This is a genomic window from Myceligenerans halotolerans (assembly GCF_054782975.1).
In genome coordinates this window covers 105,735-129,729 of sequence record NZ_BAAGRL010000033.1, presented here as the reverse complement: position 1 = coordinate 129,729, position 23,995 = coordinate 105,735, and the positions used below count along the sequence as shown (strand labels likewise).

Here is a 23,995-nt window from a genome sequence, read left to right as displayed (position 1 = left end):
ACGCGGCCTGCGGTCAGCGGCCTGCGGTCAGCGGTCGCGGCGGACCAGGACCACGCCGTCGAGCAGGGTCGCCGGGCCGCCGTCGGGGCTCGTGGTGGCGCGTTTCCGCGTCTCCGCCGCGAGGACGGTCCAGCCGGCGTCGAGCGCGAGGGCGGCCAGGTCGCCGTCCGGGCTGGGGAAGGGGTAGCCCTGCACCATCTCCGGCGGGGCCCACGACGGGGCCGCCGCGTGCGCGACGACGAGCAGCCGGCCGCCGGGCGCGACGAACGACGTGGCCCGCCGCAGGATCTCCGCGCGCGGGATCTCCACGGGCCACGACTGCAGGAACGACGCCGTGACCAGGTCGTAGGACTCCTCGGTGGTCCAGGTGGCGAGGTCCGCGGCGACGAGCCGGAACCGGTCCGGCGGAAGGCAGGCGGCCGCCGCCGCGGCCCGTCCGCGGGTGACGGCGGTGGGGGAGAGGTCGACACCGGTGACCGTCCAGCCCTGCCGGGCCAGCCAGACGGCGTCGCCGCCCTCGCCGCAGCCCAGGTCGAGCGCGCGGCCGGGCGCCGACTCGCCGGCGACGTCGGTGAGCACCTGGTTGACACGCCCCGACCAGACCCTGTCGGTCCCGGCGTAGCGGTCCTCCCAGAACTCCCGGGCGGTCATCGTGTCGCTCATCGCGCGGGCTCCTCGGCGACGTCGGCTGCGACAGCGAGGTCGAATTCCTCGGTGACGAGGGCCATGTTCACCGCGCCGCCGGTCATCGCGCCCGCCCCGGTCGCCATCGGTACCGTCGCGCCGGGGTTCACCACGTTGCCGACCGCCCAGATGCGCTCGGCGCTGGTCCTGCCCGTCTCGTCCACGGCGAGGAAGCTGCCCATCGGGGTGTCGGAACGGTTCAGGCCCAGGTGGGCGAGGAAGGCGTCGTGCGGCACGGGCTCCCCGCCGGCGAAGATCGCGTCCACCTCGACGATCGCCCCGTCGGCCGTGCGGACCCCGGTGATCGCGTCGCCGTCGCCCAGCACCTCGGTCACGGGGGAGGCGACAAGCTGGACCCCGCGGGCGCGGAGCCGCGCCTCGACGTCGGGATCGAGGGCGCCGACACCGGCGGTGAACACCACGAGGTCGTCACTCCACTGCCGCACGAGCTGTGCCCGGTGCACGTCCATCTGCGAGGTCGCGAGGAGGCCGAGTCTCCGGTCCCGCACCTCCCAGCCGTGGCAGTAGGGGCAGTGCAGCACCGACTTCCCCCAGCGCTCGGCCAGGCCGGGCACGTCCGGGAGTCGGTCGGTGATCCCGGTGGCGACGACCAGTGCGCGCGCGGACAGCGTGGTCCCGTCGTCGAGCGAGACGACGACGGTGCGGGCCTCCTCGTCCACCCGGTCCACCCGGCCGCCGCGGACCTCGACGCCGTAGCGGGCGGCCTCCTGGCGTCCGCGGGCCAGCAGGTCCGCGGGGTCGGTGCCCTCGTTGCCGAGCACGCCGTGCATGTGCGCTGCGAAGCGGTTGCGCGGGCTCCCGGCGTCGACCACCAGGACCCGGCGCCTGGCCCGGCCCAGCATCAGCGCGGACGACAGCCCGGCCGCGCCGCCGCCGATCACGATCACATCCCATGTCTCGTTCATGCGTCCACCATCGCCGGGACGCTAGGCTTGTGCAAACAATCTTGCAGAATTGGCAAGGAGGACCAATGGCGGAGGAGCTGAGGCAGATCGGCCCGCGGCTGCGCGCGGCGCGCCGGGCGCGTGGCTGGACCCTGGACGAGCTGGCCTCCCGCGCGGGCATGTCGGCCAGCACCCTCTCCCGGCTGGAGTCCGGAAAGCGGCAGGCGAGCCTCGAGCTGCTGCTGCCGCTCACCCGCCGGCTCGGGATCCGCGTGGACGACCTGCTGCCGCCCGAGGACACCGACCCGCGGGTGCGGCGGCCGGTGATCCGGCGCGACGGGCTGGTCATCGCCCCGCTCGCCCCGGAGGGCTCGGCGATCCACACCTACAAGATCACCTACCCGCCCGCCGCGACCCCGCCCGAGCAGCGGGTCCACGACGGCTACGAATGGCTCTACGTGCTCAGCGGCAGGCTCCGCCTGCGGCTCGGGGACCAGGACCTGGTGCTCACCCGCGGCGAGGCCGCCGAGTTCGACACCCGCACCCCGCACGCCATGAGCGCGGCCGGCGGCAAACCGGCCCAGGTGATCAGCATCTTCAACGACGACGGCGCCCGCATCCACACGCACACGGAGACGCCGGACTGAACGCCCCGCGCGGGTCAGGAGCGGGAGCCGAGCCAGGGGCTCAGGACGTCCTGGCGGCCGAGCCACGACAGCCCGCCGTCCGCGATCTCGTCCGGGCGGACCAGGGCGTCGTGGAAGGCGTCGACCAGGTCGTGGCGGACGTCCTGGTTCACGTCCGGGTCCACGTCGTCCGCCGATCCGACGACGACGATCCGCGTGTGCGGCTCGGCCGACGCCGCGGCCTCGTCCCAGGTGCCGAGGTCGCCCAGGAAGAGCTGGCCGCCGGCCCCGTCCCACAGGCACGCGGACAGCGGGCGGTCCACCACGTGGAAGACGCCGCGGCTGCGCATCCGTCCCGTGCCGAGGTCCTCGATGCGGTCCAGCAGGCGCTCCGGGTGGAACGGGCGGTCGGAGCGCAGCTCGAGGGTCCAGCTCCGGTCTCCCGCGCGCCCGGCGGGGGACGTGCGCCGGGCCCCGAGCGGGTTGCTGCGGCGTTCACCGCGAACCGGGTCGTACCGGCCCGCGGCCAGCTCGGCGGCGGTCACGCCGTGCAGGCCCTCGACCCGGTGGGAGTCCTCGGCGCGGATCCGGTCCATGAGTCCGGACCCCGTGGGCGCGGCGGCGGACTCGCCGGCGGCGACGACCAGGTCGGCGTGCTCGACCTGCGCGGCGAGGGCCTCGCCCACGGAACGCTCGTCGTCGGGGGTCAGGGCGATACCACGCTCGGCGAGGAGGTCGGCGGCGAGCAGGTCGTGCTCGAACGTCTCGACGTCGGCGACGGTGGCGGCCGTGGCGATGCGGGCTCCGTGCAGCAGGCCGCCGCGCCGGGTCTCGGCGGCGAGCGCGCGCGTGACGGGCAGCGACTCGGCGCTCACGGGCAGTGCCATGATCACGTCGGTCCAGCGTCCGTCCTCGGTGAGGGCCGCGAGGGTGGGCAGGGCGTCCTCCCGCACGGAGCACGACAGGCACGCGTGCTCGAGCGGCACGAGCACCTGCTCGACGACGCCCGACGCGTCGACCACCACGCGCCGGATCAGGCCCTCGTCGGCGAGGATGTCGTGCCGCAGCGCCACGGTGCCGGGCGAGTCGACGACCAGACCGAGCACGGCGGAGTCGCGCAGGACGGGGTCGACCGACGCGAGCACGCTGATCGGGATGCGCTGGTCGGCGGGGTGGTGACGGGGCATGCGGACCTCCTTGTGATCGGCGTGCGGGCCGCCGCCGGGCGGCTCGCACGCATTTGATAACCATTCTCAATGCGGGTACTGTACCCCGAGTTTGAGAATGATTGTCGTGAGCAAGGAGGGGTAGCCATGTCGGCCGTCTGCCAGGTGCTCGGCACCAAGCCCGGGTTCGGGAACTCGGTGTCGCACTCCCATCGGCGCACCAAGCGCCGCTGGAACCCGAACATCCAGAAGAAGCGCTATTGGGTGCCGTCGCTCGGACGGACCGTCACGCTGCGCGTGAGCACGAAGGGCATCAAGACGATCGACAGGCGGGGTATCGACGTCGTCGTCGCCGAGATCCTCGCCCGGGGGGAGAAGGTCTGATGGCCAAGAAGTCGAAGATCGCCGCTGACGAGCGGCGCCGCGCCGTCGTCGCGCGGTACGCCGAGCGTCGCGCGGAGCTCAAACAGATCATCGCGTCCCCGTCCGCCTCCGAGGAGGCGAAGACCGAGGCCGCCGCCGAGCTCCGGCGCCAGCCGCGGGACGCGAGCGCCACCCGCGTGCGCAACCGGGACGTCGTCGACGGCCGGCCGCGCGCCCACCTGCGCAAGTTCGGGCTGTCCCGCATCCGGCTGCGCGAGATGGCGCACCGCGGCGAGCTGCCCGGCGTCACCAAGTCCAGCTGGTGAGCCCCGGCCGCCCGTCCCCTCCCACCGACCGACAAGAAGGAGAACCGAGATGAAGGTGCGTGCCTCCCTGCGCTCACTGAAGGACAAGCCAGGTGCGAAGGTGGTCCGCCGCCGTGGCAAGACGTTCGTCATCAACAAGCTCAACCCGCGCTGGAAGGCGAGGCAGGGCTGATGGCCGCGAAGCGCGCCGACGTGCGCCCGATCATCCGCATGGTCTCCACCGCGGGGACCAGCTTCACCTACGTCACCCGCAAGAACCGGCGCAACGACCCGGACCGGCTCGTGCTGCGCAAGTACGACCCGGTGGTCCGGCGCCACGTCGACTTCAAGGAGTCTCGATGAACACCCTGTCCCATGCCCGTCATCGCACCAGGCGTGCCGCCGCGGTGATGGCCGCCGCGCTCCCGCTCGCGCTGCTCGGCGCCTGCGCCTCGACCGGCTCGTCGGCCGGTGAGGACGCGGGCGAGGCGACGCCGTCGGCCGCCGCGAGCCGTGAGGCGACCGAGGCGCAGTCGCGCACCGCGCGTATCGCCGTCACCTACGACGGCGGCATCAAGGTGCTCGACGCCCTCAGCCTGGAGGAGGTCGGCGACATCCCGCTCGAGGGCTTCAACCGGCTCAACCCGGCGGGAGACGAGCAGCACCTGATGGTCTCCACCACGGGCGGCTTCCAGGTCCTGGACCTGGGCACCTGGGCCGCGGCGCACGGCGACCACGCGCACTACTGGACGGCCGACCCGGCCCTCACCGACGTGGTGTATCCGGCGACCGAGCCGGGGCACGTCGTCGTCCACGAGGGGCGGACGGCGCTGTTCGACGACGGCACCGGGGAGATCTCCGTCCTCGACACCGAGCACGTGGCCGAAGGCGAGGTGGCGCGCTCCGAGACGCTTCCGTCCCCGCACCACGGCGTCGCGGTCGAGCTGACCGACGACACCCTCGTGGTGTCCGAGGGGACCGAGGACGGGCGCACCGGCATCCGCGTCCTGGACGCCGACGGCGAGGAGATCGCCGCGAGCGACGACTGCCCCGGCGTGCACGGCGAGGCCATGGCTGCCGACGAGGCGGTCCTGATCGGCTGCGAGGACGGCGCGATCCTGGTGCGCGACGGCGAGATCACCAAGGTGGACGCGCCCGACTCCTACGGCCGGATCGGGAACCAGGCGGGCTCCGAGGAGTCGCCGGTGGTGCTCGGCGACTACAAGGTGGACAAGGACGCCGAGCTGGAGCGGCCCGAGCGCGTCTCGCTGATCGACACCCGGTCCGGCGAGCTCACGCTGGTGGACCTGCCGTCGTCGTACAACTTCCGGTCCCTGGCACGCGGGGACGACGGCGAGGCGCTCGTGCTCGGCACCGACGGCCAGGTGCACGTGATCGACCCGGAGAGCGGGGAGATCACCGACTCGATCGAGGTGATCGACGCCTGGGAGGAGCCGCTCGAGTGGCAGGAGCCGCGCCCGGCGATCCTCACGCTGGACGGGTCCGTGTACGTGACCGATCCGGCGAACAGCGCCATCCACGCCGTGGACGTCGAGACCGGCGAGGTCTGGAAGTCGGCGGAGCTGGGCGTGGTGCCGAACGAGATCGCGGGCGTGCTGGGCGAGGCGCCCGAGCACGACGCGCACGAGGGCCACGACCACGAGGACGAGGACCATGAGGACGAGGACCACGAGGACCACGAGGACGAGGATCACGAGGAGGGCTGACCGATGAAGCAGGGCATCCACCCCGAGTACGGGCCCGTGGTGTTCCGCGACCGGAGCGCGGGCTTCGCGTTCCTGACGCGGTCCACCCTGGCCGGCCGCACGGCGGCAGGGCCGGGCCGCCCGGACGCCACGATCGAGTGGGAGGACGGCAACACCTACCCGCTGGTCGAGGTCGACATCTCCAGTGCGAGCCACCCGTTCTGGACCGGCAGCTCCCGCGTGGTCGACACCGCCGGGCGCGTGGAGAAGTTCCGGCAGCGGTACGGCACGCGTGCTGCCACGGGCGGTGCGGCCGGTGGCGGTGCCGCGGGCAGCGACGCGGCCGACGGCGGCGCGAGCGGGAAGGGGCGTGCCTGATGGCGGTCCCGAAGCGGAAGATGTCGCGGTCCCGGACACGTTCGCGCCGCGCACAGTGGAAGACGAGCCTGCCCGAGCTGGTCGAGGTCACCACTCCGGACGGGAGCGTGGTGCGGGTGCCGCAGCGGCTCGCCCGCGCGGCCCGTCGCGGCCTGCTGTGATCAGTGACTGAGTGGCGCGGTCCGGTCCGGGTGGAAGACCCGGGCCGGACCGCGCTTCGCCCGGCGCCGGGCGACGAGGATCAGTGCTCGTCGTAGTGGTCTTCGTGGGCGGCGTGCTTGTGGCCGTGGTGCACGTAGTCCACGTGGCTGCCGTGCGGGACGGCCTCGTGTCCGCAGCCCTCGCCGTGCTGGTGCTCCGTGGCGGTGTGCTCCGCGACCGACTCGTGCTCGTCGTAGTGGTCGCCATGGGGAGCGTGCTTGTGGCCGTCGTGCACGTAGTCCACGTGGCTGCCGTGGGAGACGGCCTCGTGTCCGCAGCCCTCGCCGTGCTGGTGCTCCGCGACGGTGTGCTCCGCGATGTGTGCCTCGGTGGTCATGATCGCTCCTCGCTCTCGGGTCGGGCGGTGCCGACCACTCCAGGAGAACGCCGGGGGCGCCGCGCCGCAACCGGGTCAGGAGTGAGCGCGCGCGGGCACGGGCGCCGTGCGGCGCACGTCCACCGCCAGGCCGGCCATGATCTCGTCCGCCCAGCGGGCCGCGCGGTCGCCGTCACGGTCGGCCACCAGCACGTGGCCGATCCGGTCGTTGTTGTCCGCGGCGCGGAGCACCGCGCCTGGGCGGGGCAGATCGTGGGCGACCACGCGGTCGTCGTCGGCCAGCGCCTCGGCGCCGGACACCTCGGCGAGGAAGCCGTCCTCCGGGGCCAGGAGGAACCGGACGGCGGCGCTCCCGGCCGCCGGCGCGTCGGCGGCGGGTTCGCGGCCCAGCGCCAGGTCGGTCAGCACGCGCAGCGGGTCGTAGCCGGTCACGAGCCGCACCAGTTCGAAGATGTACCCGCCGCCCTGGCGGGGGTTGAGCTCCACCAGGCGCGGCCCGTCGGCGGTGAGCCGCACCTCGGTGTGGCTGATGCCGTGGGTGTAGCCGACCGCGCCGAGCACGCGCGTGACATGCCCCGTGATCGTGGCGCGGGTGGCGGGGTCCAGCGGGGCGGGGAAGTCGTGCCCGCTCTCCACGTAGCCGACGGCGTCCGCGCCGTCCGCCACCGGCCGGTTCACCTCGGCCACCGACTTGGCCGTGATGCCCAGCACCGTCGTCACGCCGTCGCGCGTGACCGCCTCGACGCTGTACTCCGGGCCGTCCAGCACCCGCTCGACCAGGGCGAGCCTGGCCAGCGGTTGGTCCCGGGTGTTCCGCTCGGACGCGGTGACCTCGGAGAACGCGTCGGCCAAGCCGGTCTCGTCGGAGACGCGCCGCACGGCGGTGCCGGAGTTCAGGTCCACGGGCTTGACCACCACCGGGTAGCCGAGCGCGGCCGCGGCGGCACGCGTCTCCTCCCAGGTGGCGGCCACCTCGTGCGGCACGTCGGGGATGCCCGCGCGCGCCACGGCGGCCCGGACCAGGTGCTTGTTCGTCGCGGTGCGCAGCGCGCCCGCGGGCGAACCGGGGAGCCCGAGCGCCTCGGCCACGACCGCGACCGTCGGCAGGTAGTAGTCGCAGGTGGTCAGCACGCCGTGGACGTCGTACCGGGCGGCCACGCGGCGTGCGGCGTCGACCACGGCGTCGTCGTCGTTGGTCTCGGCGACCACGACCTCGGTCGCGAGGGCGAGCACCGGGTGCGTGCCGCCGCCGGGCAGCGTGTAGACCCGCGGATCACGTGTGACCAGCACGTACTCGTGCCCGAGCGAACGGAGCAGCGGCGGGAGGCTCAGGCCGGTGGACTGTAGCCAGCTTTCGATCATCAGCAGGGTGGGCACGGGGAGGAGGACCTTCCTGGCTCGTCGGAACGATTCGCGCTGGGATCGTACCGCGACTCTGAGATTCATTCTCATCATGTGTGTGGCGAGGCGCCGGACGGCCGTCCTGGCTGGCCAGGGCCGCGGGGGCCTGTGGACAACTCCGGCGCAGCGCTCGGCAGGAGGATCTGCCGATAGAATCGCTCGGCCATGCCACTCTTCCGTCGCCACCCTGAGCCGCGCACGGGGAAGACGCGCTCGAACCAGGCCGTCCGTGTCGTCACCGATTCCACGTCGTGCCTCCCGGTGGACACGCCGGAGCCCGGGGCCCGCGTCGTCCCGCTGCGGGTGGTGACCGAGCACGAGTCCTACGACGAGGGCGTGGAGGTCACCGCCGCCGACGTCGTCCGGATGCTCGACGCCGGGGTCCGTGTCACGACGTCCCACCCGTCCCCGGAACGCTTCGCCGCGACCTACCGCGACCTCGCCGACGAGGGCGCCCGCGCGATCGTCTCCCTGCACATGTCGGGCGAGCTGTCGGGCACGGTCGGCGCGGCGAGTGTGGCCGCGGCGCGGTCACCGCTCGCGGTGCGCGTCGTCGACTCCCGGACCGTCGGGTCCGGCCTCGGATTCGCCGCGCGCGCGGCCGCGGAATGCGCGGCGGCCGGGTGCGACGCCGCGCACGTCGCGGCGCGGGCGCGCGCGGTGGCGGACTCCTCGACCTCGGTGTTCATGGTCGACACCCTTGAGCACCTGCGCCGCGGCGGCCGCCTGTCCGGCCCCGTGGCCGCGCTCGGGACCGTGCTCGGCGTCCGGCCGATCCTGGCGATGCGCGACGGCCGGATCGAGCTCGCCCAGCGCGTCCGCACTCGCGCGGCCGGGCTGGAGCGCCTGCTCGACCTGGCCGGCGAGTCCGTCGCGACCGCGACCCGGCCGGTGGTGGGCGTGCAGCACTTCGGCGCGCTGGACCGCGCGGGCACCCTGGCAGGACGGCTGCGCACCCGCACCCGGGCGGAGGTGGAGATCTCCGACATCAGCGCGGTCATCGGGGTGCACGTCGGCCCGGGGACGCTCGCCGTCGTCGTCGCCGACCTCGGGGACCACGAGCACTGACGAGGCGGGCCGGGCGGGCCGGGCGGGCCGCGACAGCCATCCTCACGGTTAGGCGTCGATGACGCGGCGGAGCATCTCCGCGAAGCCCTCCGGGTCACCCGCGGGCTGGCCGTACTCGCCGCCGCTGAAGCCGCCGTGGCCGCCCGGGAACACGACGGGCTGCCGGCCGAGACGTTCCGCGATGCTGCGGGACGTGCGGCCCGTGATCTCCTCGCCGGTCTCGGCGCCGACGCCCACCACGATGCGGGGCTCGGACCGGGTCAGGGCCTCCCAGTCGGGCTCGTGGCGCGGCAGCCAGACCATGCTCGACCCGAGCATCACGTCGTCACGGGCGCCGTCGTCGTCGGCCGGAAGACCGAACACGGCCGGTTCGGGGGCCGGGCGGCCGACATAGTCGGAACCCAGTTCGCCGGGCTCCATGACCAGCGCGATGAACTTCGCCATGGCGTGGCCCGCGCCCTGGGCGCGGTAGGTCTCGTGGATGTCCTGCATGGCGGCGACGACGACGTCCCGGTCCGGCAGGAGCGCCGGCAGCGGCGGCTCGTGCGCGACGACGGTGCGCAGCACCTCGGGACGGCGCACGGCGAGCTCGAGGGCCACGACGGCGCCCCCGCTCGAGCCCACGAGATCCACCGGCCCGCCACCCACCGCCTCGATCACACGGAGCACGTCGTCGACATGATCCGCGAGCAGGGTGCTGCTGTCCGGTTCACGGGTACTGCGCTCGACGCCGCGGGGATCGTAGGTGACGACCGTGCGGTCGGTGAGGTGGGCCACCAGGCTGCCGAAGCCGTGCGCACCCATGGGCAGGCCGATCACGACCAGCGTCGGGGCGCCGGACGGCGTCGTCGGCTCGTGTACGTCGTAGGTGAGGACGGCTCCGGGGACGTCCAGGGTGAGAGTCTTCTTGTCGGGCATGGGGGTCTCCTTCACGGCCTGCCGACGGGGTGTCCGCCGGTCGATGAGGTTGACGCCGGTGGTCCGCGAAACTCATCGGTGCGGCTCGTCGTCATTCTGCCGACGTGTTCACGAGGCCGCTCGCTCAGGAGCCGGGCGGAAGAAGGTGCTCGGGAGTGGCGCCCCTCCCACCGAACCCGGGCCGAAGAGACACCGACCGAAGGCTGTGGATCACCGGACTTGTGCACAGGCGACGCTCGGCGCCGCCCCGGCGTGCGCCGCGCCTGCCTAGCGTCGCGGCATGAGAGCAGACACGGACGTGATGCCGGCGGTCCCCGAGACCGCCGACGACCTCGTGGACCGGCTGCGGCAGCGGCGGTCGGCGGGCAGGGTCGCGACCGCCTACGCCGCAGCCCACGGACATCCCCTCGGAATGGACGACGACGCCCCCGGGCGACGCTGGGCCCTCGGCGGACGCACCGGCGTCGTCGCGGTCGTGACCGTGCTCCTGCTGGCCTGCGTCACGGGCGCCGTCGCGCTCGGACGGGACGCACTGGGCACCGGTGGCGTGCGACCGATCGCCTCGGCCGGTGAGCTCGGAGCCGACGACGACGGCGCTGCGGGCGAGGCCGGCAACGCGGGTGAAGCGGGCACCGGCCACGGGGCTGGAACGGGTGCCGGGTCGCCGGCGGGCGCGGCGGGCCTCGAGGTCGTCGCGCACGTCGTGGGTGCGGTGCGCGACCCCGGGCTGGTCGAACTACCCGGCGGCGCACGCATCGCCGACGCCGTCGAGGCGGCGGGCGGGCCGACGGACGAAGCCGACCTGTCCGGCGTCAACCTCGCACGCCCGGTCGCCGACGGCGAACAGATCCACGTGCCGAAGCCCGGCGAGACACCCGTGACCTCCGGCGACCCCGGCGCCGTCCCCGACACCGGCGGCGGCGACGTGGTCGACCTCAACACCGCCGACGCCGCCACGCTCGAGACCCTGCCCGGCATCGGACCCGCGCTGGCGCAACGGATCATCGACTGGCGCACGGCCAACGGCCCCTTCGCGTCGGTCGACGAACTGGACGACGTCTCCGGTATCGGACCCGCGGTGCTGGAACAGATCCGGCCGGCGGCGCGCGTATGAGAAGCCTCGACCTGCGCCTGGCACCCGCCGCCGTGCTCGCCTGGATCGCCGCCTGGGCCGCGACAGGAGGAACCGGAGCCACGGCGCTCGCGGTGGCGTGCGGATGGCTGGCGGCGCTCGCGGGCGCCGGGGCGATCGCGCTGGCCGGAATGCAGAGCGTGACGCGCGGCGGGGCCGTGGCGAGCGTGGTCGTCCACGTCGCCCTCGCCGCCGCGTGCTCGCTCGGCGTCGTCGCGACCGCGACGGTGACGACCGCCCGTGCGGCGGCGATCCAGGAACTGGCGGACGGGCGGTTCACCGCCGAGCTGACGGGCACGGTGGTCTCGCAGCCGGAGCCGGTCTCATGGGGTGGGCCGGCGTCGGCGGTGCGTGCCGGGACGGCTGATGCCGGGGCGATCGATGGCAGGACGGCCGACGGCGGGACGGCGGCGGGCGCTGGGAGGGGCGGAGGGGACGGGGCCGGGGATGGGGCTGCGGCCGAGCGGGGCGCCGGCGGGCCCGTCCGCTTCATGCTGGACGTCCGAGAGGTCACGGCCCGGGGAGTGACGACCGCGGCACGTGCTCGGGTGACGGTGACGTGGACGCCGCCCGTAGCCAGCAAGCCGGAGACGACAGGCGGGGGTCCCGCCCGGGGCGGGGTCGGCGGGTTCTCCTCCGCGAGCGTGTCCGATGCTCCGGGCAGCGGCAGCGGCAGCGGCAGCGGCAGTGGCGAGGACGTGGTCGCCGCGTCGTCTCCGCGGTTCGGCTCGGTCGTCGTGGTGCGCGGCGGGCTGCGACCCGCAGAACCGGGCGGGCCCGAGTCGGCGCGGCTGACCGCGGACGTCCTCGCGGTGCAGCGTTCACCACCCGCGCCCCTCCGGCTGCTCGATCGGCACCGCGACACCCTCATGGCGGTGACCGGTGACCTCGCGCCGCAGGCCCGTGGCCTCGTGCCCGGCGCAGCGATCGGCGACACCACGCGCCTGTCCGACGAGCTCGCGGAAGCCATGAAGCTGTGCGGGTTGACTCACATCACGGCGGTCTCGGGTGGGCACTTCTCCATCGTGATCGCGGTGCTCACCGGCATCGCCGCGATGTTCGGCGCGCCGCGCTGGGCGCGAGTGGTGCTCCTGGCCGTGGCGGGCGCGGCGTTCGTCGCGCTGGTCCGGCCCGAACCGAGCGTGCTGCGGGCCGCCGTCATGGCCGGGTTCGCCATGGCGGGGATCGTTCTCGGGCGACCCGCGCAGTCCGTGCCCGCGCTCGCGGGAACAGTGATCGGGCTGCTGGTGGCCGACCCGTGGCTGTCGCGCTCGTTCGGGTTCGCGCTGTCGGCGGCGGCCACCGCCGGGCTGGTGCTGCTCGTGCCGCCGCTCGTGGCGCGCATCGCGCCGTGGACAGGCAAGGCGTTCGCCTTCGCGCTGGCCGTCCCGCTCGCCGCACAGGCCGCGTGCGGGCCGGTGCTCGTTCTTCTCGATCCGGAGGCGTCGCTCGTGTCCGTTCCCGCCAACCTGCTCGCCGCGCCCGCACTCGTGCCGGCCACGGTGCTCGGACTCGCCGCCACCGTCCTCGCGCCGTGGTGGCCCTGGGGTGCTCACCTCGTGGCCTGGGTCGCCGGCGGGGCCACGTGGTGGATCGCGCAGGTCGCGCTCCATGGCGCGGCGCTGCCCGGCCGCGCCGTGCCCTGGCCGGGCGGTCCCGCGGGTGCGGTACTGCTCGCCGTGGCGACGGCGGCCGCGCTCGCCGTGATGCTCCTCCGGCGCCCACGGGGATGGCCGGACCCGTGGCGACGCGCGGCACGGTCCGGGCTCCGGCAGGTGTACCTGGCCGTCAGCGGGGCCGTTCCCGGAGCCCGGTCCCCGTCCGGTCGTGGTTTCGGGCGAAGCCTTCTGCCGCACGGCCGCCGAGGTGAGTTGTGGCTCCCGGCGTCATCCGGTTTCCGCGCGACGCCGGGCGGAGCGTCGGACGGAAGGGCACGGGGCGGGGCGGCGGGCAGAGCGCCGGGCGGGGCGGCGCCGCGTGGGAACCGGTTGGCGCTGCCGGCCGGGATCGTGCTCGTCGGCGTGATGCTCGGTGCCGTCGTCCTGACGGTGCCGCGCATGGTCACCGGCGCGGCCGTGCCGCAGGACTGGGTGGTCGCCGCGTGCGACGTCGGGCAGGGCGACGGGCTCGCGGTGCGCACGGGACCGGCGTCGGCCGTCGTCGTGGACGTCGGGCCGGACGGCGACGCGGCAGGCCGCTGCCTCGACCGGCTCGGGGTCACCCGAGTGGACCTGCTCGTGCTCAGCCACTTCCATGCGGACCACGTGGGCGGCCTGACTGCCGTGCTGGACGGGCGCGAGGTGGAGTCCGCCCTGGTCTCCACGGTCGCGGAGCCAGAAGCCAACGCGACACGAACCCTGGACGAGCTGGCGTCGGCCGGCGTCCCCGTACGGAGTCCTGTGGCGGGCGAGCGCGGGACGGCGGGGAACGTCAGCTGGGACGTGCTGCTCGCCGGGCTGCCCGCGGCGCCGGCCGGCGGGACACCAGGAGACGGGACGAGCCTCTCCACGGCGTCAGGGCCTACCGGGGCGGGCCCGAACGATGCCAGCGTCACCCTGCTCGTCCGGGTGGCGGGGCTGGACGTGGTGCTGCTCGGCGACCTGGAGGACGCGGGCCAGCAGGCCGTGCTGTCCGAGGCGAGGAGCCGGGGGATCGTGGACGTCGACGTCGTGAAGGTCGCCCACCACGGGTCCCGCGTCCAGTCGCAGGCGCTCGCCGAGCAGCTCAGCCCGGCCGTGGCGCTCGTCTCCGCGGGTCGTGACAACGGTTACGGCCATCCGACGGACACGGCGCTCGACCTCTACGAGCGCGTGGGCGCCGAGGTGCTCCGGACGGACGAGTGCGGCACGTTCGCGCTGGTGGTTCGGGACGACGCCCTGGCGGTCGGAGGATGCTGACGGGATCGGGCCCGCCGGCTCGCACCTCGCGCGGCCCTCGCGTCGATGTCGGAGTGGCGAACTACAGTTTGCCTCGTGCCTCCAGCTACCCGTCGCAAGACCGGTTCCCGTCCTTCGGCCAAGACACCCGGCCGCTCCTGGAACGAGCCCGCGCTCGCCCCGGTCGTGCTGGTCCGCGGGGCGGAGCCGCTGCTGACGGAGCGTGCGGTCGACGGCGTCGTCCGCCTCGCGCGCGAGCGCGATCCCGAGGCGGAGAAGGTGGAGCTCGAGGGCGCCACCTACACGGCGGGGCAGCTCACCGTCGCCGCCAGCCCGTCGCTGTTCGGGGAGGCGAAGATCGTCGTCGTGCGGGGTGGGGAGTCCGGCACGGAGGATCTGATCCACGATGTCGTCGCCTACGTCGCGCGGCCGGACGAGGAGACCACGGTCGTCGTCGTGCACGGTGGTGGCCAGCGCGGCAAGAAGATGCTCGACGCCGTGACCAAGGCCGGCGCGCCCGTCATGGTCTGCGATCCGATCACCCGGGACGGCGAGAAGGCATCGTTCGTCATGGAGGAGTTCAAGGCCGCCCGCCGGCGCGCGGACGCGAACGCCGTGCGGGCGCTCGTCGACGGCCTCGGGAACGACCTGCGCGAGCTCGCCTCCGCCTGCTCCCAGCTCATCGCGGACACGACAGGCACCATCACCGAGGCCACCGTCGACCGGTACTACGGAGGACGGGTCGAGGCGACCGGCTTCCGCGTGGCCGATGCGGCCGTGGCGGGGGACTCGGGCGCTGCCGTCGCGCTCCTGCGTCATGCGCTCTCGACCGGGCTCGACCCCGTGCCGATCGTGGCGGCACTGGCGGTCCGGCTGCGCAACCTCGCGAAGGTCGCCGCGATGCGCGGCGGCGGGATCACGGCCCGCGAGCTGGGCATGGCGCCGTGGCAGGTGGACCGTGCCACGAAGGACCTGCGCCGCTGGACCCCGGAAGGGCTGGCCGCCGCGATCACGGCCGTCGCCCAGGCCGATGCGGACGTCAAAGGGGAGACCCGCGACCCGGTCTATGCCGTCGAGAAGGCCGTTTTGGCAATAACACAGGCTCGTCGCGGGTGATGTGAACAATACACAGGACGTCTCTTCCTGAATGATCTTGCGGAGCCCCAACCTGGATCCGATCGGCGAGTGACACAGGCGTGCCGCCGGCACCGGAACCAGAACGCCGGGCGCGCGTGCCACCCATGCGTGAGTGCCTTTTCCGCAACGAACCTGGAGTGACTCCATGTCCCCCGATGTCTGGAAGACGATCGCGATCGTCGGATACCTCGCAGTGATGCTGGGTATCGGCTACGCGGCGTTCCGCCGCACGGACAACCTCGACGACTACATGCTCGGCGGCAGGCGCCTGAGTCCGGGCGTCGCCGCGCTCAGCGCCGGTGCCTCGGACATGTCCGGCTGGCTCCTCATGGGCCTCCCGGGTGCCATCTACGTGAGCGGGCTCGTCGAGTCCTGGATCGCGATCGGCCTCACGATCGGCGCCTGGCTCAACTGGAAGTTCGTCGCGCCCCGCCTGCGTGCCTACACGGAGACCGCGCGGAACTCGATCACGATTCCCAGCTACTTCGAGAACCGACTGCACGACACGTCGCGCCTGCTGCGCGTCGCCTCGGGCGCCATCATTCTCGTGTTCTTCACCTTCTACGTCTCCTCCGGCCTGGTGGCCGGCGGGACGTTCTTCGAGGGCTCGTTCGGGCTGGACTACACCACGGGCATCTGGGTCGTCGGCGGGGTGACGCTGGCGTACACGCTGTTCGGCGGCTTCCTCGGTGCCACCTGGACCGACGTCGCGCAGGGAAGCATGATGCTGCTCGCTCTCGTGGCGGTGCCGATCGTGGCCTTCTTCGATCTCGGCGGCTGGGGACCGGTCCGTGAGGGCCTCCTTGCCGCGGAGACCAGCGGCGCGGTCAACCACCTCTCGTTCCTGGCCGGTGCGTCCGTGACCGGAGTCATCTCCGCCGCGGCATGGGGCCTGGGCTACTTCGGCCAGCCGCACATCATCGTCCGCTTCATGGCGATCCGCTCCCCGCAGGATGCCGTCGCCGGCCGGCGCATCGGCATCAGCTGGATGATCGTCAGCACGGTCGGCGCGATCCTCACGGGCCTGATCGGCGTCGCCTACGTCAACGTCCGCGGCGAGACGCTGGAGAACCCGGAGACGGTGTTCCTGTACCTGTCGCAGGTGCTGTTCCACCCGCTGGTCGCGGGCCTGGTCCTGGCCGCGGTCCTCGCCGCGATCATGTCGACGATCTCGTCGCAGCTGATCGTGTCCTCCTCCGCGCTGGTGGAGGATCTCGTCAAGATCGCGGGCAAGGAGATGACCGCTCGCTTCCAGGTGATGCTGGGCCGCCTCGGCGTCCTGCTGGTCGCCGTGATCGCCGGGCTCATCGCGTTCGACCGCACGGACACCATCCTGGACCTGGTCGGGTTCGCCTGGGCCGGATTCGGCGCGGCGTTCGGCCCGATCGTCATCCTGAGCCTGTACTGGCGCCGCCTCACCCGCTGGGGTGCGCTGGCCGGCATGGTCGTCGGCGCCACGGTCGCCTTCGTCTGGGGCCGGACCGAGCTGGGCGACACGCTCTACGAGATCGTCCCCGGCTTCGTCCTGGGCGCGCTCGTCGCGATCGTCGTCAGCCTGATCACCCCGGCGCCGTCCGAGGCGATCCGCGAGGAGTTCGCCGAGGCGACCCGACACGCGTCGGCGAAGGACGCCGTCGCGTCCTGATGCTGCCGTGCCGGCCCTCCCGCCGCTGACGGGGGCCGGAACGACGTGCGAGGGCGCGCGCCACGAGTCGTGATGACTCGTGGCGCGCGCCGTCCGGCCGGTGCCGGATGCACCGGTTTCCGGCCACGGCCGCCTATTCGCAGCCGATGCCGTCCCCATCGGCGTCGAGCCCGTAGATGTCGGTCCCGGTCACTCGGACCGGACCGGTGACGTACGCGGGCCCGTTGCCGCTCCCGCCCGCGCAGTCGACGTCCGAGGCGATCGGCACGCAGCCCGAGTAGTTCGGGTCGCAGTTCGACGGCTCGGGGTCGGCCGGCTCGGGGGGAGGGGGCGGGGGTGTGCGGGTGCCGATCGAGGTGACCTGGTCGACAGGCTTCTTGGTGACGACCTTCTTGACCACCTTGCGGCCGGTCTCCTCACCGTCGACGTAGGTGACGCGAATCGTCTTGGTCCGAACTCCCTTGACGCCCTTCGTCGTGACCTTCTTCGTTCCCTTGTCGAGGTTCGGGTCGTTCTTCGTGACCTTCTGGAAGGGGATCGCTTCCTTCTTCGTGATCTTCTTGGTCGTCGTGACCGGTTCCGGCTTCGTCGTCGGGCTCTGCGTGACCGCCGGGCTCTCCGAGGCAGTCGGGCTCTGCGAGGCAGACGTGCCGGTCAAGGCGTTCGTCGGTCCGGGAGCGGCGCAGCCGGACAGGCCGAGGGCGGTCGTGATCGCTACAGCGCAGAACACGGCCGCCGACGCACGGTGGATCTGGAGCATCGGAGTGACCTCCTTTGGCGAGACTCCGATCTGAAGCGACCACCGTAGCCGGTTTCTGTCGTTTGGTATAGGTCGGTACTAAAAGTCTATTTCACTCTGGCGGCACGGTGGTGCGACACCGGACGTCCGGGCACGCCGAAAGGCGCCGCCACCCCGGAGGGCGGCGGCGCCTTTCGCCAGCGATCAGCGCGGAGGCTGAATCAGAGCGCCTCGACCGACTTCGCGATGGCCGACTTGCGGTTCGCGGCCTGGTTCTTGTGGATGACGCCCTTCGAGACGGCCTTGTCGAGCTTGCGAGTCGCGGTCTGCAGCGCGGTGGTCGCGGCTTCCTTGTCGCCCGCGGCGACGGCCTCGCGCACCTTGCGCACGTGCGTCTTGAGCTCCGACTTGACGGCACGGTTGCGCTGGCGCGCCTTCTCGTTCGTCTTGATGCGCTTGAGCTGGGACTTGATGTTTGCCACTGGTGGACTTCCTGGTGTGTTCGCCTGTCGGCGAGCGGATAGGTCGTAGAGAGCGGCCGCAGCTCCGGGACTGGGGTGGGGAACCCGTGGAGAGGATCTGCGACGGTGCCCGCCGACCTGGGCGGACACGCAGCCCTCAACATTACCAGAAGCTCGCTCGCTGAGATTCTCCGCGGGCATGTCGGTCAGGGGCGCTAGTGTGCGTACCGGATGTTTCTACTATTTCAACCAGCGTCGTTACGAACGCACGCAAAGCACGATGATGTCCGGAGGCTCATGATGCGACGTAGTGCTCCTTTGTCCCTTGCGATGGCTGCCCTGCTGGGCCTGAGCGCCTGTGGGTCGGGCGGCTCGGAAGGCAGCGGGAACCTCCAGGGCGAGGGCTCCGGCGCCGACTGCACCATCCCCGACCCCGTCCCGGTCGGCGCGGCGCTCTCCCTCACGGGAGCTGCCGGAAGCTACGGGGAGTCGCAGAGCAACGGGCTCGAACTCGCCGCGGCGCAGCTGAACGAGCAGGGCGGCGTCACCTACGAGCTCGCGGTCGAGGACGACCAGACGGACGAGCGGCAGGGCATCACCCTCTTCGAGCAGTTCACGAACGACGGCATGTCCGCGATCATCGGGCCCACGCTGTCCACCACCGCGTTCCAGGCACAGCCGATCGCCAACGACGAGGGCGTCCCCGTGGTCGCCGTCTCGAACACGGCGGCAGGCATCACCGAGCAGGGCGAGTACATCCACCGTGTCTCGCTCACCGAGGGCCAGGTCATCCCGCAGACCGTCGCCGCCGTGACCGAGTCCGAGGGCCTGGAGAAGGTCGTCGTCATGTACAGCGACGACGACGCGTTCACCGAGTCGGGCTACGACGTGTTCGCCCAGGCGCTCGAGGACGAGGGCGTCGAGGTCGCCGAGACCCTGACCTTCTCCGTGACGGACACCGACTTCCGCCCGCTCCTGACCGAGGCGGCGAAGGCCGAGCCGGACGCCATCATCGTCTCCGCTCTCATCGAGGCCGCCATCCCGCTCGTCACCCAGGCGCGCGAGGCCGGTCTCGACGTGCCGATCGTCGGCGGCAACGGCTTCAACAACCCGCAGCTCATGACCGACGCCGGTGAGGCGGCCGAGGGCGTCGTCGTCGGCGCCGCCTGGAACTCCGCCGCGACGCAGAACGAGCTCAACACCGACTTCCTCACCGCCTACGAGCAGGAGTACGGCAAGGCCCCGGACCAGTTCGCCGCCCAGGCCTACACCGGTCTCATGGCCATCGACGCCGCCGTCCGTGCCGAGTGCTCCGGCGAGCCGGAGGCGATCAAGGACGGCCTCGGCACGATCGACGGGCTCGACACCGTGCTCGGAGCGCTCACCATCAACGACGCCCGGGACGCCGAGCACGAGGCCGTCGTCCAGGTCGTGACCGACGGCGCGTTCGTCGCCCTCGACTGACCTCCCGGGAACAGAACGGCAAGCACTGTGCAACAGCTCCTCAACGGCCTGTTCGTCGGGTCGATCTACGCCCTCTTCGCGATCGGGTTCACGCTCGTGTTCGGCATCCTGGACCGGCTGAACCTCGCCCACCCGTCGGTGTTCGCGGCGTCGGCGTTCATCGGGATCGAGCTCGTCGAGGTGGCAGGGCTGCCCTGGTGGGCGGCCCTGCCCGCGGTCGCCGTCGTCGGCGGCGTGCTCGGCATCGTCGTGGAACGCGTCGCGTTCCGCCCGCTCAAGGGGCGCGCCGACGCCCACTTCGCGGGCCTCATCTCGTCGATCGCGCTCGGCGGCATGATCATCGCGCTGCTGCAGTGGCGCTACGGGCCGGACACCCGGAGATTCCCGGCCGGAACGTTCCCCGACGGGCAGCTGGAGCTGCTCGGCGCCCGGTTCACGATCCTGCAGGCGTCGATCCTCATCATCTCCGTGGTGCTGATGGTCGCCCTCGCGTGGCTCGTCGCGAAGTCACGACTCGGCCGCGCCATGCGGGCCGTGGCCGAGAACCCCACCGCCGCCCGCGTGCTCGGCGTGGACGTGGACAGGGTCACCGCGACCACGTTCGCGATCTCCGCCGCGCTCGGCGCGGTGGCGGGCGCGCTGTTCGCGATGAACGTGAACAGCGCACAGCTCGGCATGGGGTCCGCGATCGAGCTCAAGGGGCTCGCCGTGATCATCGTCGGCGGCATGGGGTCACTGCCCGGCGCGCTCGTGGGCGGACTGCTGCTCGGCGTCTCCGAGGTGCTCGCCGTGCAGTACATCGGGTCCTCGTGGCGCGACCTCGTCGCGTTCGCGTTGCTCTTCGGGCTGCTGATCCTGCGCCCGCAGGGACTCTTCGGGTCCCGACGGCTGCGGGAGGTGTGATGTTCACCGACTCCACCCTCGTCTTCGTCGCGCTCGCCGGGATCTTCGCCTTCTCCTTCTACGCGGTGCTCGTGGCCGGGCAGCTCAGCCTCGGCCAGGCGGGCTTCGCCGCGCTCGCGGCCTATGCGTCCGCGGTGCTCGCCCCCGACCCCGCCGAGGCCGGTGACGCCGTCACGCTCGTCGTCGCCCTGGGGATCGGTGTCGTCGTCGGAGCCGTCGCGGCGGTGCTGCTCGGCCTCCCGACCATGCGGCTGCGCGGCGTCTTCCTCGCCATCGCGACCCTCGGGTTCGCCGAGGCCGTGCGCATCCTGCTCGTCAACGCCGAGTGGACGGGCGGCGCGCAGGGCATGAGCGTGCCGAAGATCGTCACCCCCGGCATCGCGTGGGCGCTGCTGGCCGTCGTCGCCTACCTGTTCTGGCGGCAGGGCCCCACCCGCTACGGGCGGGCGCTGGCCGCGATCCGTGAGGACGAGCTCGCCGCCCGCGCGACCGGGATCGACGTCGGGGCGCACCGCCTGACCGCGTTCGTCACGGCGGGCGCGATCTCCGGCGCGTACGGCGCGCTCGTCGCGTTCACCATGCGCTTCATCGACCCGGGCCTGTTCGACTTCGCCTCCGCCATCGACGGTCTCGTCATGGCGGTGGTCGGCGGTTCCACGGTGTGGTTCGGTCCCGTGCTCGGCGGTGCGTTCCTCACCCTGGTCCCGGAGATCCAGCGGGCCGCCGGGCTGGAGGCGGGCTGGATCCGGCCGTTCCTCGCGAGCCTGCTGCTGCTCGCGGTCATCCTGTTCCGGCCCGGCGGCCTGGCGAGCTTCTTCCCGGCCGGCCGCGGCACGCGACCGCTCGTGGCCGGCGCGGGAGGTGCGCCCGCCGACGACGGCGCTTCCGGCACGCTCCGGCGCGGCCGCCGTCGTACACAGGTCAGCGCCGGGGACGTCGTGGCCCGGCTGACCGGCGTCTCCAAGGACTACGGCGGCGTGCACGCGCTGCGCGGCGTCGACCTGGAGCTGCGGGCCGGGGAGGTCGTCGGCCTGATCGGGCCCAACGGCGCCGGGAAGACCACGTGCGTGAACATCCTCAGCGGGCTGGTCCCGCCGTCGGGCGGCACGGTCGAGGTGCTCGGCACCGACCCCGTCCGTACGCCCGTGCACCGCGTCGCGGCCGCCGGCGTGGCCCGGACGTTCCAGCACGCCAAGCTGTTCGGCAGGCTGTCGGTGCTGGACAACGTGCTCGCCGGCGCCCACCTCGTCACCCGCGGCACCTACCTGCGCCGCCTGCTCTGGCTGCCCTCGGCGCGGCGGGAGGAGCGAGCCGCCGTCGTGCACGCGAGCGCCTGCCTGGAACGTGTCGGCATCGCCGACAAGGCGGGCCTCGCCGCCGGGGAGCTGTCCTACGGCGACCAGCGGCGCGTCGAGATCGCGCGCGCACTGGCCGCCGACCCGGCGCTGCTGATCCTCGACGAGCCCGCTGCCGGGATGAACCGCGTCGAGGCGGCGGCGCTCGGCGACCTCATCACCTCGCTCGCCGACGACGGGCTGACGGTCCTGCTCATCGAGCACGACGTCGGCCTCGTGATGCGCACCTGCGACCGGGTCACGGTGCTCGACTTCGGCGCCGTCATCGCCTCGGGCGAACCCGCGCACGTGCGCGACCACCCGGACGTCGTGGCGGCCTATCTCGGGACGGAGGCGGACTGATGCTCACGGTTCGAGACCTGGATGTGCGGTACGGGCGCGTGCACGCGGTGCGCGGGCTGTCCCTCGATGTGCCCGACGGCGGTCTCGTGACGCTGGTCGGCGCGAACGGCGCGGGCAAGAGCTCGGTGATCAACGCCGTCTCGGGCGTGGTGCGGCCGGCCGTCGGCACCGTCACGTACGACGGGCGCGACGTGACGCGCTGGCCCGCGCACCGGCTCGTGAAGGCCGGGCTCGTCCAGGTGCCGGAGGGGCGGCAGGTCCTGGCGACGCTCACCGTCGACGAGAATCTGAGGCTCGCGGGATGGCATTCCGGGCCGGGCCTGATCGGCGAGGTCTACGAGCGGTTCGGCGTGCTCGCGCAGCGGCGCGACCTGCCCGCCGGGTCGCTGTCGGGCGGCGAGCAGCAGATGCTCGCCATCGGGCGGGCGCTCGTCGCCAGGCCGCGTCTCGTGCTGCTGGACGAGCCGTCGATGGGGCTCGCGCCGAAGATCGTCGACGAGGTGTTCCGCGTCATCGCCGAGATCCGCGATGCCGGGACGGCGGTGCTGCTCGTGGAGCAGAACGCGCGCCGCGCCCTGGCCGCCGCCGATCACGGCTACGTGCTGGCGGGCGGCGAGGTGGTGCGGTCCGGCCCCGCGGCCGAGCTCCTGGAGGACGAGGCCGTCGTGCAGGCGTACCTGGGCTGAACCGGCGCCTGCCGCGGGGGACCGCGGACGGGCCCGGGGCCGCCGGTTGTGTATGGTCGGTCCGACGTCGGATGGTCGGTCCCTCGGGCGACCTGCGTCACGACTTCAGACCGACCACGCGGCGCGCAGCCCGCTCAGAGCGCCGCGACCACCTTGTCGAAGATCGCCTTGTCCAGGATGTCGCCCTCGCGGCGGACCGCGTCAGGGGCGATCCGGATGACCCGGTTGAGCCGCACCTCACTGGGGCGACCCTGGCGGTCCCAGCCGCCCGTGCCGATGTCCATCCAGCGGCGACCGCCGTGGCCTTCCTGCTTGCCGTGCTGCACGTGGTCCTTGCTGGTGAGCTGCAGGCCGAGGAGCCACTTGCCGTCGCGCCCCACGAGCAGCACCGGCCGGTCCTTGCCCTGGCTGTGGTCCTCCTCGTAGGGCACCCAGGTCCACACGACCTCGCCCGGGTCGGGCTCACCGTCCAGGTCGGGGGAGTAGGCGGGCCGGATGGTCCCCGTGAAGTCGCCCGGATAGGCGCCGTTGCCCGACGACGGTCCCGGCGACGCTCGTCGGCCGTCCACCGGCGGCCGCGGCTTGGGCGCCCGCGTGTCCGACGACGCGTCGCGGGACGACGCACCACGGCCGCCGTCGGACAGGAATGCCTTGATGACTGCCTGGGCGATCTCGCCGAGCAGCCGGATCCACCGGTTGTCGCTCACGCGGGAAGGCTACCGGCCGACCGGGACAGGGCGCGGTTCAGGTGAGTTCGAGGGCGCGGTCCATGTACTTCACGACCTCGTCGAAGATCTTCTCGTCGAGGATGTCGCCCTCGCGGCGCACGTCGTCCGGGTCGATCCGGATGACACGGTTGATGCGGACCTCCGAGTCACGACCGTCCCGGTCCCAGCGGCCGGTGCCGATGTCCATCCAGATGCGGCCCTCGCGTGCCTCCTGCAGAGCGTCCTGGTCGTGGTCCTTGCTGGTGAGCTGCAGACCGAGCAGGTACGGCCCGTCCTTGCCGACCAGCAGCACCGGACGATCCTTCCCCTGGGCGTGGTCCTCCTCGTAGGGCACCCAGGTCCACACGACCTCGCCCGGGTCGGGCTCGCCGTCCAGTTCCGGGTTGTAGATGGGGTGGACCTCACCCTCGAAGTCGCCGGGATACGGGTTCTCTGCTGAAAATGTCACGAAGTGGACGCTACCGGATCG

Annotated in this window: 27 protein-coding genes; 17 read left to right on the top strand and 10 right to left on the bottom strand. The window is 72.9% G+C overall.

The window, feature by feature from the left end; genetic code table 11:
• Positions 1 to 27 precede the first annotated feature (27 nt).
• Together ACYVK5_RS20130 and ACYVK5_RS20125 are read right to left on the bottom strand one after the other, a co-directional pair.
• A complete protein-coding gene (locus tag ACYVK5_RS20130) occupies positions 28 to 663 on the bottom strand; it encodes a class I SAM-dependent methyltransferase (RefSeq protein ID WP_460707762.1) in 636 nt (211 codons plus the stop codon).
• Entirely contained in the window at positions 660 to 1,610 is a 951-nt protein-coding gene (locus tag ACYVK5_RS20125; protein ID WP_460707761.1) for an NAD(P)/FAD-dependent oxidoreductase, read from the bottom strand. The genes ACYVK5_RS20130 and ACYVK5_RS20125 overlap by 4 nt, the downstream gene beginning before the upstream one ends.
• A gap of 65 nt (positions 1,611 to 1,675) precedes the next feature.
• Between ACYVK5_RS20125 and ACYVK5_RS20120 the strand changes: the two genes are divergently transcribed.
• Positions 1,676 to 2,236, top strand: a complete 561-nt coding sequence (locus tag ACYVK5_RS20120) for a helix-turn-helix domain-containing protein (protein ID WP_460707760.1) — start codon at positions 1,676 to 1,678, stop codon at positions 2,234 to 2,236.
• Positions 2,237 to 2,250: 14 nt separating this feature from the next.
• Here the strand turns inward: ACYVK5_RS20120 and ACYVK5_RS20115 are convergent, their stop codons facing one another.
• Positions 2,251 to 3,402 carry a CobW family GTP-binding protein gene (locus tag ACYVK5_RS20115; protein ID WP_460707759.1) on the bottom strand — a complete coding sequence of 384 codons (1,152 nt, stop codon included), beginning with the start codon at positions 3,400 to 3,402 and terminating at the stop codon, positions 2,251 to 2,253.
• Positions 3,403 to 3,528: 126 nt separating this feature from the next.
• On the opposite strand from ACYVK5_RS20115, the gene rpmB reads away from it, so the two are divergent.
• Genes rpmB through rpmF form a run of 7 tightly spaced genes read left to right on the top strand, consistent with a single transcriptional unit; the run spans position 3,529 to position 6,294 of the window.
• The gene (gene rpmB / locus ACYVK5_RS20110) at positions 3,529 to 3,765 is read left to right on the top strand and encodes a 50S ribosomal protein L28 (protein WP_460707758.1); all 237 of its coding nucleotides are present in this window, start codon (positions 3,529 to 3,531) and stop codon (positions 3,763 to 3,765) included.
• Entirely contained in the window at positions 3,765 to 4,070 is a 306-nt protein-coding gene (rpsN, locus tag ACYVK5_RS20105) for a 30S ribosomal protein S14 (protein ID WP_460707757.1), read from the top strand. The genes rpmB and rpsN overlap by 1 nt, the downstream gene beginning before the upstream one ends.
• Before the next feature lie 49 nt (positions 4,071 to 4,119).
• Entirely contained in the window at positions 4,120 to 4,242 is a 123-nt protein-coding gene (gene ykgO / locus ACYVK5_RS20100; RefSeq protein ID WP_129787201.1) for a type B 50S ribosomal protein L36, read from the top strand.
• The gene (rpmG, locus tag ACYVK5_RS20095; protein WP_460707756.1) at positions 4,242 to 4,412 is read left to right on the top strand and encodes a 50S ribosomal protein L33; all 171 of its coding nucleotides are present in this window, start codon (positions 4,242 to 4,244) and stop codon (positions 4,410 to 4,412) included. Before ykgO ends, rpmG begins: the two co-directional genes overlap by 1 nt.
• Positions 4,409 to 5,776 carry a zinc metallochaperone AztD gene (gene aztD, locus ACYVK5_RS20090; protein WP_460707755.1) on the top strand — a complete coding sequence of 456 codons (1,368 nt, stop codon included), beginning with the start codon at positions 4,409 to 4,411 and terminating at the stop codon, positions 5,774 to 5,776. Before rpmG ends, aztD begins: the two co-directional genes overlap by 4 nt.
• 3 nt (positions 5,777 to 5,779) lie before the next feature.
• Positions 5,780 to 6,133: a type B 50S ribosomal protein L31 gene (locus tag ACYVK5_RS20085; RefSeq protein ID WP_460707754.1), complete on the top strand. Its 354-nt coding sequence runs from the start codon at positions 5,780 to 5,782 to the stop codon at positions 6,131 to 6,133.
• Positions 6,133 to 6,294: a 50S ribosomal protein L32 gene (gene rpmF / locus ACYVK5_RS20080; protein WP_460707753.1), complete on the top strand. Its 162-nt coding sequence runs from the start codon at positions 6,133 to 6,135 to the stop codon at positions 6,292 to 6,294. The genes ACYVK5_RS20085 and rpmF overlap by 1 nt, the downstream gene beginning before the upstream one ends.
• 80 nt (positions 6,295 to 6,374) lie before the next feature.
• Here the strand turns inward: rpmF and ACYVK5_RS20075 are convergent, their stop codons facing one another.
• Positions 6,375 to 6,671, bottom strand: a complete 297-nt coding sequence (locus ACYVK5_RS20075; protein ID WP_460707752.1) for a hypothetical protein — start codon at positions 6,669 to 6,671, stop codon at positions 6,375 to 6,377.
• Positions 6,672 to 6,746: 75 nt separating this feature from the next.
• Positions 6,747 to 8,048 (bottom strand): ATP-grasp domain-containing protein, encoded by a 1,302-nt coding sequence (locus tag ACYVK5_RS20070; RefSeq protein WP_460707751.1) that lies wholly within the window; start codon positions 8,046 to 8,048, stop codon positions 6,747 to 6,749.
• Positions 8,049 to 8,237: 189 nt separating this feature from the next.
• Between ACYVK5_RS20070 and ACYVK5_RS20065 the strand changes: the two genes are divergently transcribed.
• Positions 8,238 to 9,140: a DegV family protein gene (locus ACYVK5_RS20065; protein WP_460707750.1), complete on the top strand. Its 903-nt coding sequence runs from the start codon at positions 8,238 to 8,240 to the stop codon at positions 9,138 to 9,140.
• A 48-nt stretch (positions 9,141 to 9,188) separates the two neighbouring features.
• Here the strand turns inward: ACYVK5_RS20065 and ACYVK5_RS20060 are convergent, their stop codons facing one another.
• Positions 9,189 to 10,058 (bottom strand): alpha/beta fold hydrolase, encoded by an 870-nt coding sequence (locus ACYVK5_RS20060; protein ID WP_460707749.1) that lies wholly within the window; start codon positions 10,056 to 10,058, stop codon positions 9,189 to 9,191.
• Between the two features lie 280 nt (positions 10,059 to 10,338).
• Here ACYVK5_RS20060 and ACYVK5_RS20055 point away from each other — a divergent pair, with 280 nt between their 5' ends.
• The 4 genes from ACYVK5_RS20055 to putP all read left to right on the top strand — a co-directional run bounded on the left by ACYVK5_RS20055 (position 10,339) and on the right by putP (position 16,848).
• The gene (locus ACYVK5_RS20055; protein WP_460707748.1) at positions 10,339 to 11,172 is read left to right on the top strand and encodes a helix-hairpin-helix domain-containing protein; all 834 of its coding nucleotides are present in this window, start codon (positions 10,339 to 10,341) and stop codon (positions 11,170 to 11,172) included.
• The gene (locus ACYVK5_RS20050) at positions 11,169 to 14,087 is read left to right on the top strand and encodes a ComEC/Rec2 family competence protein (protein ID WP_460707747.1); all 2,919 of its coding nucleotides are present in this window, start codon (positions 11,169 to 11,171) and stop codon (positions 14,085 to 14,087) included. Before ACYVK5_RS20055 ends, ACYVK5_RS20050 begins: the two co-directional genes overlap by 4 nt.
• Before the next feature lie 75 nt (positions 14,088 to 14,162).
• Entirely contained in the window at positions 14,163 to 15,182 is a 1,020-nt protein-coding gene (gene holA, locus ACYVK5_RS20045; RefSeq protein WP_460707746.1) for a DNA polymerase III subunit delta, read from the top strand.
• Between the two features lie 166 nt (positions 15,183 to 15,348).
• Complete coding sequence (gene putP / locus ACYVK5_RS20040; RefSeq protein WP_460707745.1) at positions 15,349 to 16,848, top strand: sodium/proline symporter PutP; 1,500 nt, start codon at positions 15,349 to 15,351, stop codon at positions 16,846 to 16,848.
• A 133-nt stretch (positions 16,849 to 16,981) separates the two neighbouring features.
• On the opposite strand, the gene ACYVK5_RS20035 is transcribed toward putP, so the two are convergent.
• Together ACYVK5_RS20035 and rpsT are read right to left on the bottom strand one after the other, a co-directional pair.
• Positions 16,982 to 17,608: a G5 domain-containing protein gene (locus ACYVK5_RS20035; RefSeq protein ID WP_460707744.1), complete on the bottom strand. Its 627-nt coding sequence runs from the start codon at positions 17,606 to 17,608 to the stop codon at positions 16,982 to 16,984.
• 200 nt (positions 17,609 to 17,808) lie between these two features.
• Complete coding sequence (gene rpsT / locus ACYVK5_RS20030) at positions 17,809 to 18,069, bottom strand: 30S ribosomal protein S20 (RefSeq protein WP_460707743.1); 261 nt, start codon at positions 18,067 to 18,069, stop codon at positions 17,809 to 17,811.
• A 309-nt stretch (positions 18,070 to 18,378) separates the two neighbouring features.
• Between rpsT and ACYVK5_RS20025 the strand changes: the two genes are divergently transcribed.
• From ACYVK5_RS20025 to ACYVK5_RS20010, 4 genes are read left to right on the top strand one after another with little or no spacing between them, the layout of a single operon-like run.
• The gene (locus tag ACYVK5_RS20025; RefSeq protein WP_460707742.1) at positions 18,379 to 19,512 is read left to right on the top strand and encodes an ABC transporter substrate-binding protein; all 1,134 of its coding nucleotides are present in this window, start codon (positions 18,379 to 18,381) and stop codon (positions 19,510 to 19,512) included.
• A 27-nt stretch (positions 19,513 to 19,539) separates the two neighbouring features.
• Positions 19,540 to 20,415, top strand: a complete 876-nt coding sequence (locus ACYVK5_RS20020) for a branched-chain amino acid ABC transporter permease (RefSeq protein WP_460707741.1) — start codon at positions 19,540 to 19,542, stop codon at positions 20,413 to 20,415.
• On the top strand, positions 20,415 to 22,112 hold the full coding sequence (locus ACYVK5_RS20015) for a branched-chain amino acid ABC transporter ATP-binding protein/permease (protein WP_460707740.1): 1,698 nt from the start codon (positions 20,415 to 20,417) through the stop codon (positions 22,110 to 22,112). Before ACYVK5_RS20020 ends, ACYVK5_RS20015 begins: the two co-directional genes overlap by 1 nt.
• A complete protein-coding gene (locus tag ACYVK5_RS20010; protein WP_460707739.1) occupies positions 22,112 to 22,798 on the top strand; it encodes an ABC transporter ATP-binding protein in 687 nt (228 codons plus the stop codon). The genes ACYVK5_RS20015 and ACYVK5_RS20010 overlap by 1 nt, the downstream gene beginning before the upstream one ends.
• Positions 22,799 to 22,932: 134 nt before the next feature.
• Here ACYVK5_RS20010 and ACYVK5_RS20005 read toward each other — a convergent pair whose 3' ends face one another.
• Together ACYVK5_RS20005 and ACYVK5_RS20000 are read right to left on the bottom strand one after the other, a co-directional pair.
• Positions 22,933 to 23,505 carry a type II toxin-antitoxin system PemK/MazF family toxin gene (locus ACYVK5_RS20005; RefSeq protein WP_460707738.1) on the bottom strand — a complete coding sequence of 191 codons (573 nt, stop codon included), beginning with the start codon at positions 23,503 to 23,505 and terminating at the stop codon, positions 22,933 to 22,935.
• A gap of 37 nt (positions 23,506 to 23,542) precedes the next feature.
• On the bottom strand, positions 23,543 to 23,974 hold the full coding sequence (locus ACYVK5_RS20000) for a type II toxin-antitoxin system PemK/MazF family toxin (protein ID WP_460707737.1): 432 nt from the start codon (positions 23,972 to 23,974) through the stop codon (positions 23,543 to 23,545).
• Positions 23,975 to 23,995: the final 21 nt, after the last annotated feature.

Coding starts and splice junctions, on each gene's coding strand:
- aztD (WP_460707755.1), top strand. CDS start 4,409: ATGAACACCCTGTCCCATGCCCGTCATCGCACCAGGCGTGCCGCCGCG.
- ACYVK5_RS20130 (WP_460707762.1), bottom strand. CDS start 663: ATGAGCGACACGATGACCGCCCGGGAGTTCTGGGAGGACCGCTACGCC.
- ACYVK5_RS20115 (WP_460707759.1), bottom strand. CDS start 3,402: ATGCCCCGTCACCACCCCGCCGACCAGCGCATCCCGATCAGCGTGCTC.
- ACYVK5_RS20035 (WP_460707744.1), bottom strand. CDS start 17,608: ATGCTCCAGATCCACCGTGCGTCGGCGGCCGTGTTCTGCGCTGTAGCG.
- ACYVK5_RS20010 (WP_460707739.1), top strand. CDS start 22,112: ATGCTCACGGTTCGAGACCTGGATGTGCGGTACGGGCGCGTGCACGCG.
- ACYVK5_RS20065 (WP_460707750.1), top strand. CDS start 8,238: ATGCCACTCTTCCGTCGCCACCCTGAGCCGCGCACGGGGAAGACGCGC.
- ACYVK5_RS20055 (WP_460707748.1), top strand. CDS start 10,339: ATGAGAGCAGACACGGACGTGATGCCGGCGGTCCCCGAGACCGCCGAC.
- ACYVK5_RS20060 (WP_460707749.1), bottom strand. CDS start 10,058: ATGCCCGACAAGAAGACTCTCACCCTGGACGTCCCCGGAGCCGTCCTC.
- ACYVK5_RS20050 (WP_460707747.1), top strand. CDS start 11,169: ATGAGAAGCCTCGACCTGCGCCTGGCACCCGCCGCCGTGCTCGCCTGG.
- rpmG (WP_460707756.1), top strand. CDS start 4,242: ATGGCCGCGAAGCGCGCCGACGTGCGCCCGATCATCCGCATGGTCTCC.
- rpmF (WP_460707753.1), top strand. CDS start 6,133: ATGGCGGTCCCGAAGCGGAAGATGTCGCGGTCCCGGACACGTTCGCGC.
- rpmB (WP_460707758.1), top strand. CDS start 3,529: ATGTCGGCCGTCTGCCAGGTGCTCGGCACCAAGCCCGGGTTCGGGAAC.
- ACYVK5_RS20075 (WP_460707752.1), bottom strand. CDS start 6,671: ATGACCACCGAGGCACACATCGCGGAGCACACCGTCGCGGAGCACCAG.
- ykgO (WP_129787201.1), top strand. CDS start 4,120: ATGAAGGTGCGTGCCTCCCTGCGCTCACTGAAGGACAAGCCAGGTGCG.
- rpsN (WP_460707757.1), top strand. CDS start 3,765: ATGGCCAAGAAGTCGAAGATCGCCGCTGACGAGCGGCGCCGCGCCGTC.
- ACYVK5_RS20085 (WP_460707754.1), top strand. CDS start 5,780: ATGAAGCAGGGCATCCACCCCGAGTACGGGCCCGTGGTGTTCCGCGAC.
- ACYVK5_RS20025 (WP_460707742.1), top strand. CDS start 18,379: ATGGCTGCCCTGCTGGGCCTGAGCGCCTGTGGGTCGGGCGGCTCGGAA.
- putP (WP_460707745.1), top strand. CDS start 15,349: ATGTCCCCCGATGTCTGGAAGACGATCGCGATCGTCGGATACCTCGCA.
- ACYVK5_RS20125 (WP_460707761.1), bottom strand. CDS start 1,610: ATGAACGAGACATGGGATGTGATCGTGATCGGCGGCGGCGCGGCCGGG.
- ACYVK5_RS20015 (WP_460707740.1), top strand. CDS start 20,415: ATGTTCACCGACTCCACCCTCGTCTTCGTCGCGCTCGCCGGGATCTTC.
- ACYVK5_RS20120 (WP_460707760.1), top strand. CDS start 1,676: ATGGCGGAGGAGCTGAGGCAGATCGGCCCGCGGCTGCGCGCGGCGCGC.